The following is a 10,480-nucleotide window of genomic DNA, read 5'->3' as shown; positions in this document are numbered from 1 at the left end:
AAAACATCCAGAACTATTAAAAGAAGTAGCTAACAAAGGGCAATGTTTAGAAGTTTGTCCAACTACTTCTTTTAATAGTTCTGGATGTTTTAAAGGAATTTGAATTCCATGACCAATTCGCATTAAATAAGGTAGTAATTCTGGATGACAACCGTTGGGAGTTTCATAAATATGTCCAGTAGTTTTTACCCCCTGGGAGCGCGCATATTTATATAGTTTAATAAACTCATCTATACGTTCGCCATAATGATTATCTCCACCAGCTAAATCTATAGCACATACATATTCTGGCATTTGCACTGCTAAATCTACAATTGCTTGATTAACTTCAGAGGGTAACCTACTGTGCATACATAAAATTTGGCTAGTAACAATCGGGTATTCATTTTGTTGACTTGCCTTACCCACAGTTGTAACTATTTCTGACATTAAATCTATACGTTCAGACTGAGATAAATGGTCTGGAGTTCTCAAGTAAGGTGTATAACGTAACTCTAAATAAGCTAAATTTTCAAATGTATAAGCACCTCGAATTAAGCGATAAATAAAGTAAGGCAATGTCTCAATAGTTTGAACGTGTTCTACTAACGTATGTAGTTCTAAATATTCATCTAATGTGTTCCTTGGTTTGGTATAAAATTCTTCAAATTGTTGATATTCGGGAAAACGGTTTGCTAGCTCCTCATTTTGGCGTTGGAAATATCGCCATAAAACTCTAGGAACTACGGAACCTCCTAAATGTCTATGTAATTCTGCGTGTAAAGCCATAAAAATCTAATTCATCCTTGTAAGTATAAGTATTAATAAGTAATCCTAGTTTCAGTAATATATAGCTGTCCTAAATAAGTTTTGCACAAATGAAATGTTAGTTATCTAAATACTGAGGGTTATACCATCAGAGTAGCTCAAGCTATCGCACCCCATGGTGCCACACCCGCTACTTCTGTACAGGTAGAACGGCCATTAGCTTGCCAATAACTATCGTTAACGCCCCTACTAAAAATTACGAATTTTGTACCTCACGCTTCTTGGGAGTTGCTATAATTCCATATTTTATCTAAGACAACAATAGTATTTTCTAGGATTAAAAAATCAGTAGTCACCTAGTTAGGATTAAAGAATCGAAACAGTATTTCAACACAAAATCAAATAGTCTGATTTTTGCCTCTTTACCAATTGATAATTAGAGCTTGCTGGTTAAGCATAAAAGCATTTGAGAGATAGTGTTAAAGGTAAAAACCTTTTTTCACAGAAATTAAAGTGCTAGCTCTTAGGAGTGAAAAGCTAATATTTTGAGCAGACCTAAGCTGAAAAATCTCAGACAATTCTTCTTCCTAACCTCGTTTATAATCCCCATTTATCCTGTACGTCGCTAATCCGACGACTCCCCTACCTGACTCCTGCTATTTGAACCCTAAATGACAGCAAGAATTTGAGGCATACGACCTTAGCTTATTGTAACAAAAATTAACAAAAATAAATTGACATAATTTTTAGTTGATGCAATAATAAAAAATTGTGTTAACTATCCGTAGAGGAGACCCTTGGCTAACGTAATAGTGATAGGTGCCCAGTGGGGCGATGAAGGAAAAGGAAAAATTACTGATTTGTTGAGCAAGTCAGCAGATGTGGTAGTGCGTTACCAGGGGGGAGTAAATGCTGGCCATACTGTTGTTGTTGATGGTCAAACATTTAAACTACACTTAATTCCTTCGGGTATTCTTTATCCTGATACTGAGTGTATAATTGGTTCTGGAACAGTGATCGATCCCAAGGTTCTGATTGAAGAATTAGACCAGGTTGAAGCTTTAGGAATTTCCACATCAAATTTGATGATTTCTCAAGCTGCTCATGTGACAATGCCTTACCATAGACTAATAGACCGGGCATCGGAGGAACGTAGAGGCAGTCAAAAAATAGGAACTACAGGAAGAGGTATTGGTCCAACTTATGCTGATAAGTCTGAGCGTACTGGGATTCGGATGATTGATTTGATGAGTCCAGATAGATTAAAAGAACAGATAAATTGGACAGTTAACTATAAGAATGTAATTTTAGAAAAGCTTTATAATCTATCTCCTTTAGACCCAGATGAGGTAGTAAAAGAATATCTAGAGTATGCAGAGCGTCTCAGACCTAATGTTATAGACGCGTCTTTAAAAATCTACAATGCAATTCAACACAGACGCAATATTTTATTTGAAGGGGCACAAGGTACTCTCTTGGATTTAGACCATGGTACTTATCCTTATGTTACTTCCTCAAATCCAGTGGCAGGAGGTGCTTGTGTGGGTACGGGAGTAGGGCCAACAATGATTGACCGAGTAATTGGGGTGGCGAAGGCCTATACTACTAGGGTGGGAGAAGGACCATTTCCCACGGAAGCTAAAGATGATATAGGGACATTGCTACGCGATCGCGGTGCAGAATTTGGGACAACAACTGGTCGTGAACGTCGGTGTGGATGGTTTGATGGGGTAATTGGACGTTATGCAGTCCGAATTAATGGTATGGATTGTATGGCAATTACTAAATTGGATGTATTGGATGAGTTGCCAGAGATTAAAGTATGTGTAGCTTATGACATGGAGGGTGAGCGTTGTGAAGATTTTCCCAGTAGTTCTTTGCAGCTAGCTAAATGTGAACCTATTTATGAAACTTTACCTGGTTGGCAAAAGCCAACTATAGATTGTAGAAGTCTTGAAGATTTACCCAAGCAAGCTTTGGATTATTTACGGTTTTTGGCAGAGCTAATGAATGTACCTATTGCCATTGTGTCTTTAGGAGCTAGTCGTGATCAGACTATTGTAGTTGAAGACCCAATTCACGGGCCAAAGCGAGCACTCCTAGGTTCCCATGGTACTACGATTATTTCTTAATCGATCAAATTTGATTTTGATGTGATTTGGCTATAAATGATAAATGATAATTGTTTTTAATGTGGATGGGTATAAAGAAATCTCAAACTAATAATTTAGAGTTTAAGGAAGGAGAAAAAAATTGTTTAACTCCCATTTTTTCTCAAAAATTATTTTTTATTTGACTTTACTGACCTACTCAAATAATAAACTGCTGGCAAAAGTAAAAGTTAAATATTAATTTATTCCGTTTTTTTGGGGTTGCATAGTTGCGGGATGATGATTAAATTTGCTGAAACTCAAACTTTTGATCAATAATGGCAAATTTTTGGGCAAATATCAAAATCATCCCTTAGTGATGCAATGCCGTTTTTTTAATACCTCTTCTATTTCTGTTATTCCTCTGGATACTAACTTCTGCCAAAAGCATAATTATCTTTTCTGTGGCGGGTTTAATACCCCACTGTCTAAACTGTGCTTAAAATGGCTTGGGGTTTGAATCAATAAGCAATTTTCCCTTCTGCCTTCTGCCTTCTTCAAAGATATTTTATCGCAGTTGAAGCAAAGGTTAGGACAGCTAAAGAATCTAAAACTTAGACCAGGTAAGATTTTTACTTCTGCCTTCTACAATAAAAGATTTGGTAATCCTGTCGCCGTAATGGTACCTTGAGGCAAGCAAAACTTAGAACGGGAGCAAGATCCTCCTACTGGTTATACCATTACAATGCACCACTACCGAAGTTTGGTAAAAAATCCAGAAATATATAAAAAATTGAAAATCTGATTCCTCGATCCTAAGAGATTTTTTATTATGATAAGCTGTAAAACTAGAATGTCTAAAAGTTCTTTTACAGCGCTTTTCGTTATTGCCGTTTATTTCTTCTTCCTTGCCTCAAAAATGTAATTATAGTAGTTTAACTTAAAAATGAGACGTTTTTTCGTCTGAAACTCCCTAATAGCAAGAAATCTTTGTTTCAATCTAAAGTTAAATGACTATAAATGTAATTATCTGTTCAGGTTTTAGATTATCAGTCCGATTGAATACTGATAAATAAGGGAGTAGGGAAAATAGATAAATTTGTTGTTGAAGTGAGAAGAATGTTTTTTCCAAATAGCTATTAGACATCTGGTGAAAATAAACTTACCCTTTATTTAATATCAGCTAGAGTTGTAAAAGTCAGTTCCCTAAATCATTTTTCGTACCTTTTTCCTACAAATCTATTCCCTGTTGCTTTCCGGAGCTGTTGCCTGTTGCCTGCTATGTGCAAAAAGTCTATATCTTTTTCACGCCTATGTCTATTAAACAAACATTATATTAATTGTCAATGTCATGTATCCAAAACTTTGGTATAATTAGTAAGCAAACTAAGCGAAAAAAGTCAAGATGGAAGTTACAGTAGAATGTCAAAAAAGACCTGAAGGTAGCAAAACCAAAGCTCTAAGACGAGAAGGATTAATTCCTGCAGTATTATATGGTCATCAAGGTACAGAATCAGTTCCATTAACAATTGAAGTTAAAAAAGCACAAAAGTTGTTAAAAGATACCTCTATTAACAATACTATTATCGATCTTCAAGTTCCTGATATTTCTTGGAGTGGCAAAACTATTCTTCGGGAAGTTCAATCTCATCCCTATAAACCTTTAATTCTTCACCTAAGTTTTTTCTCCGTAGCTGCTCATGGAAGTTTAGATGTAGAAGTACCTATACATTTTGTTGGCGATCCAGTAGGAGTTAAGGTAGATGGTGGAATTTTAGACCAGGTTGTTACAGAATTAGCAATCAGATGTAAACCAGATAAAATTCCTGAAACATTGGATATAGATATCTCAGGTCTTAAGTTAGGAGAGTCTCTTCAGCTAAATCAAATTACTTTACCAGAAGGAGTAGAAGCGGCAGGAGAAGCAGACCTAGTGTTAGCGCGTGTAATGGCTCCTGTGGGAGCGTCATCTACAGAGTCGGAGGGTGAAGCAGCAGAATAAAGTAGAGATTTCATAGTATCAGTTGATATTATTATCTCTTCTTTTGTGGGTTTAATACCCCACCGTCAACGGGGGTGTTGAAAATTGTATGGGATGATAAGACACTCAATGGCGTGTAGAAGACTATCCATGAGCAATTATACCAAATTGATAAATGTTTGCTACAAATAGCTAGGGTATTTCTGAGAAATCAACCCACCCCTAACCCCTCTCAGGAGGGGAACTCAGGAGGACTAAGTCACACGGGAATGGTTTCAATACCAGTTTTTAGGTCATAAATTCTCTTTTCTGTCAAAGGGACATTTCCTGCACTTGTCTTTTAATCACACTTATTATTCGTAACATTTTTTTTTCAAAATGGTATTAGACCTTCTGACCTCTGCCTTCTGCCTTCTGCCTTCTGCTTTCTTCAAGACATAAATGTGAAAAAAAATGTAGAGACATTTCTATGAAACGTCTCTACGAGAATTGCTCAAAAAGAACCTTTGTCATCCCTATTTTTTACTAAATATCCAGGTCAGTAATATTCAATTTTGGTCCATAAGTTTCAATAAACTCACGCCGGGGAGCAACCCGATCGCCCATCAATACTGTAAATATCCGATCCGCCTCCGCAGCATCTTCAATTTCTACTTGCTTCAAAGTCCGAGTTTCTGGATTCATTGTCGTATCCCAAAGTTGTCCTGGCATCATTTCACCGAGACCTTTAAACCGTTGGATAGTATAGTTAGCATTAGCAGGAAACTCATTTTGAACGAGTTGGTTGAGTTCGCGATCGCTATAACAATAGTAATGATTCCTACCCCGCTCTACTTTATATAAAGGAGGGCAAGCAATATATACATAACCCTGGTCTACCAACGCTCGTTTATATCGGTAGAAAAATGTTAACAACAACGTGCGGATGTGGGCACCATCAACATCTGCGTCAGTCATAATAATTACTTTATGATAGCGTAGTTGACTCACATCAAACTCATCACCTTTGATACCCAAACCTAAAGCTGTAATCATTGATTGAATTTCATTATTTTTGTAGATCCTAGCATCATCCGTTTTTTCAATGTTGATAATTTTACCCCGCAACGGTAATATGGCTTGGAAACGGCGATCGCGACCTTGTTTGGCACTATTATGCACAAAAACTCCACTAGCTAAAGCAAAGTTATGAGTATTAGGAACTTCAATGTCGTAAACATCCCGTCGCTCTTCCAGAGGTTCAATAGAAACAACCCGATGATTATAATTACGAATAGCATCCCGCGCTAAAAATTCGTCTCCTCCAAAATAGCGGTCGCAGAAAGTCTCAAACTTCAACATCGACTTATCCTTCTCGCGACGACGATAAATATCATACAATTCCAAATCTATGAAACGAGAACTCTGGTAAACCTTATGCAACGCCTCAAGAGTCTTGCGATAGTAAGTTTGATTTAACGCCTCGCGACGCTTGGCACGAAATTCAGGAGTCCACTGTTCCTTAGTTTTTTGCCGTCGCCACTCCAACAAATCTTCATCTTGCCATTGCTGTTTTGCTACTTCAGAAGCTGCTTCCCGTGCTTCTGGGTTATTAGCAAAATAATCCCGCACTTGTTCTGCTCGAGCTTCACAGTTCTCAGCTTTACTCCAATATTCCTGCTGTGCTTTCATTAACTGTTCGCGATTTTGTTCACGATACTCTTCATTGCTATCATAAAACTCCCGCCATTTCTGAACCATAAAAGCTTTATACTCATCAACTTCCCACTGTGCTTTAGCTTGTTGTGATAAAATTTCTCGCGTCTCAGGTTCCTGCATTCGTTCCTTCATCTTCGCCCGAAATTCATCAGTTGTATGAGCTTGACGACTTTTTTCCTTAACATCAGGACGATGTAAAGTGAATTCAAGATGTTCCCTGTGTAATGCCAAGTGATCCTCTGCTGGAAGTCGCTGAATATTGGTAGGATTATTATTCAGTTTATTAAAATCAACATGATGACGATGGTTGCCATCTCCTGACTTATATACTCCTGCATTCAAGTTATAAAAATCTGCCAATAAATGAGTATAAATCCACTTTTCTTTTTTATGGTTCCAAACCATTTCATAACCATCTAATCCCTGACCAGTTTTTGTCTTTTGAGATAACTTTCGATACAGAGGCATCAAAGCATCATTTGGTGTTAATAAAGCTGCTGGTTTATAACTACCATCTCTGAGCATAAAAGGATGGTCTGGAGTACAAATTAGAGTTTCATCATTATCCAAAATTATCTTAATAACTCTGGCATTTTGCTTCGTCATTCTCGCATTAATTATCCTTTCAATTGCCACATATCCCTTCTCATTAATTGTGTAACAAAAATGTTCTTTACCCTCAGCTTGTTCAGCTACTATTTCTCCAAAGCTGAGATTACGTCCATCAGCTAAAGCAATTTGTTGATTTTTTAGCCAACAGCCCCCGGCACTGTCTCCTTCGACCAGGTATATCTCGGATTCTTCAGGGTTTTTCGTACTGCAATCGGCTAGTTTTCCTGGTAATGGAGAAGATTCTAAAACTGATTTTCTCCTAACTAAATCCCTCGCTCGACGAGCTGCTTCTGCTGCTTTAAAAGCTTGAATAGCCTTCTCTAAAACTGCATCAGCAATTTGAGGATTAAAGTCTAAATATTCAGTTAAAACTTCTCCTACCAAAGAGTCAACAATACCTCTAACTTCAGTATTGCCTAACTTAGTCTTTGTTTGACCTTCAAATTCTGGTTCGGGAACCTTTACAGAAATAACTGCCGTTAAACCTTCCCGGACATTTTCACCACCCAAATTAGAATCACTTTCTTTGAGTTTATTTCGCTTACGAGCAATACCATTCATAGTTCTGGTTAAAACAGTTTTTAACCCTTCCAAATGAGTACCGCCATCAATAGTCCGAATATTATTGGCAAAACCAAGAACATTATCACTAAAAGCATCCACACACCATTGCAAAGCAACTTCTACTTGTACATCATTCTTTTCCCCTTGTACAAAAATCACCTCTTCATGCAAAGGTTGCTTTTCCCGGTTCATGTAGACAACATATTCCTTGATACCACCCTCATAACAATAAGATTCAACTCGTGGTTCATCACTTTTGATTAATTCTAGGCGGTGATCTGTGATCGTAATCTTGACACCTGCATTCAAATATGCTAGTTCTCGCAGACGACCAACAATAGTATTGTAGTCAAACTCTATACCTGTAGTAAAAATTTGTTCATCCGGGAGAAAGTGTACTGATGTACCCGTGCGCTTTTCTTTATTAGACTTAGATTTCAGGTTACCAGTAGGTTTGCCACGCTCATAACCTTGGATATGTGTCTTTTTATCACGCCAAACCGTTACCTCTACCCACTCTGACAGAGCATTGACCACAGAAACCCCCACTCCGTGTAATCCCCCAGAAACTTTATAACCACCACCACCAAATTTACCTCCAGCGTGGAGGACAGTCATAACTGTCTCTAAAGCTGACTTACCTGTTTTAGAATGGGTATCCACCGGAATTCCCCGGCCATCATCTGTAACTTTAACAGAACCATCTTCATTCAGATCGACTTCGATGTGGGTGCAATAACCAGCTAGCGCCTCATCGATAGAGTTATCGACAACTTCGTAGATTAGATGATGTAGTCCACGAGGCCCTGTGGTACCGATGTACATTCCTGGTCGCTTGCGTACCGCTTCGAGACCTTCGAGAACTTGTATTTGTTCAGCGCCATAATCGCTGCTGGCCATAGCAATATCCCTCCTAATAATGGCTTTAATCGCAACTTTTGTCAAAAAATGATAAAGTTCTACTAAATTATAACATAAAAGCCTTAAAAGCGACTCTGGGCTATTCTGAGGATAAATTTATTTAGGGGATGTACCTGATTATTGATTTTATGTTTTTGATTTTGGATTGAAGGGAAGATGAGATTTTTGGAGAAAACTAAAATTAAAAGAGGTTAGGAGTCAGGAGTCAGAAGTCAGAAGTCAGGAGAAATTGGAATTATAGAGAAGATAGTCGGAAAAATTGTCCCTAAAATGCTACAACCTTTATATTTCAATGCTTTGATCTTTAATCAGCAAGCCATCAATAATGAGATAATTCCCTTGATGCTACTTTCTAAATAGGAAATATAGACCTTTGTAGCACAAACATCTTGCCTGTGATAGCTGTACTAGACTAAGATAAAATCTGCGTGCCTTTAGGCCGGGGAGGATGTCAAATTCTTGAGAAGACAAATAATTCAGTTTGTTATAGATATGTAATTAATTTTGCATGACCACTGAAAAGATCAAATGTGCCCAAAAAAAACCCTAGAAGTTGCTAATGATCTACAGTGTTGAGTTTAAGTCCAAAACAAATAGTTTGGCTGCTTCAAACGGTCAAACAGTTTGCGAAGACAAAATAGAGACTTTTTTTAGTCCTTCCATCGAGTTTCGCCAAGAAACTATTTACTTTATATTAGTAGACCGCTTTTATGAAGGTGACCTAACTAAACATGAAGCACTTAACCCAGAATATTACGACCCGACTCAAGAGCATTGGTGCAAATATTGGGGCGGAGATTTACAAGGGATTATTGATAAACTCGATTACTTGGAAGGAATGGGAATTACAGCCATCTGGATTTCCCCCCTATTTGAACAGGTAGAAGGAATGTGGTGTGATATGACAGCCCTGCATGGCTATTGGCCACGGGATTTTAAGCGACTTAATCCGCGTTTTCTTAACAAGGGCGAATCGACTACTCTGAACAACTATACAGTATTCGATCGCTTGATTGCTGAAATGCACTCTCGAAGCATGAAACTAATCCTAGATATTGTCTGTAACCACAGTAGTCCTGATATTAACGATTGCAAAGGTGAACTCTACGATGATGGAGTGAAAATAGCAGACTTTCATAACGATGTCAATAATTGGTATCATCACAACGAAACAATTACAGATTGGCATGACGAATGGCAGCAACTTTACTGTGAAATCTCAGGGTTAGCAACATTTAATGAAGAAAACCCAGACTTTCGCCGTTATATTAAATCGGCAATTAAGGAATGGCTAGATAAGGGCGTGGATGCTTTACGAATTGATACTGTCAAACATATGCCACTCTGGTTTTGGCAGGAATTTGTTGGGGATATGCAGGCCCATAAACCCTCTCTGTTCGTTTTTGGAGAAGTTGGCATACCATGTCACCCTTGGGATGGCAAGTCGGCTAACTTAACTAATAAATCGGGAATGTCGATTCTGGATTATTGTTTGTGTGGAGCAATTCGCTCGGCCTTAGCTGAAAAAGCACCGGAGGGATTTAACTTGATTCACAATGTCTTTGAGGCAGATTATTACTATAATAGGGCAACAGAATTAATTACCTTCATTGACAACCACGATATACCCCGATTTCAAAGTATTAATCCCGACCCAGATATATTACGACTAGCGACGCTTCTGATTATGACCTGTCGTGGAATTCCCTGCATTACTTACGGCACGGAACAGTATCTCCACAACGATACTAATGGTGGAGAAGAACCTTACAATCGCCCGATGATGGAAAAGTGGGATTGTTCTACTCGACTCTATCAGGATTTGCATTTGTTATCCAAGTTGCGACGACTAAATCCGGCAGTGTCA

5 protein-coding genes are annotated in these 10,480 nt (G+C 38.0%); 3 read left to right on the top strand and 2 right to left on the bottom strand.

The window, feature by feature from the left end; genetic code table 11:
• On the bottom strand, positions 1-768 hold a 768-nt coding region (locus F6K13_RS05415; protein WP_287286996.1), incomplete at its 3' end, for an adenosine deaminase.
• Positions 769-1,544: 776 nt separating this feature from the next.
• On the opposite strand from F6K13_RS05415, the gene F6K13_RS05410 reads away from it, so the two are divergent.
• Both F6K13_RS05410 and F6K13_RS05405 read left to right on the top strand, forming a co-directional pair.
• Positions 1,545-2,879 carry an adenylosuccinate synthase gene (locus F6K13_RS05410; RefSeq protein ID WP_124145382.1) on the top strand — a complete coding sequence of 445 codons (1,335 nt, stop codon included), beginning with the start codon at positions 1,545-1,547 and terminating at the stop codon, positions 2,877-2,879.
• Between the two features lie 1,363 nt (positions 2,880-4,242).
• Positions 4,243-4,839, top strand: a complete 597-nt coding sequence (locus F6K13_RS05405; RefSeq protein WP_124145383.1) for a 50S ribosomal protein L25/general stress protein Ctc — start codon at positions 4,243-4,245, stop codon at positions 4,837-4,839.
• A gap of 504 nt (positions 4,840-5,343) precedes the next feature.
• Here F6K13_RS05405 and gyrB read toward each other — a convergent pair.
• Entirely contained in the window at positions 5,344-8,592 is a 3,249-nt protein-coding gene (gene gyrB / locus F6K13_RS05400; RefSeq protein WP_205127393.1) for a DNA topoisomerase (ATP-hydrolyzing) subunit B, read from the bottom strand.
• Positions 8,593-9,211: 619 nt separating this feature from the next.
• Here gyrB and F6K13_RS05395 point away from each other — a divergent pair.
• Positions 9,212-10,480: alpha-amylase family glycosyl hydrolase (locus F6K13_RS05395; RefSeq protein ID WP_353735635.1), on the top strand; the 1,269-nt coding region annotated here is incomplete at its 3' end.

It is taken from the genome of Okeania sp. SIO2B9, assembly GCF_010672505.1.
GTDB lineage: Bacteria > Cyanobacteriota > Cyanobacteriia > Cyanobacteriales > Microcoleaceae > Okeania > Okeania hirsuta.
Note: the sequence above shows the minus strand (reverse complement) of the source record. Positions and strands in the feature narration are given on the sequence as shown.

Excerpts from the sequence above, each read along its gene's own strand:
- gyrB (WP_205127393.1), bottom strand. The coding sequence starts at position 8,592 with ATGGCCAGCAGCGATTATGGCGCTGAACAAATACAAGTTCTCGAAGGT.
- F6K13_RS05405 (WP_124145383.1), top strand. The coding sequence starts at position 4,243 with ATGGAAGTTACAGTAGAATGTCAAAAAAGACCTGAAGGTAGCAAAACC.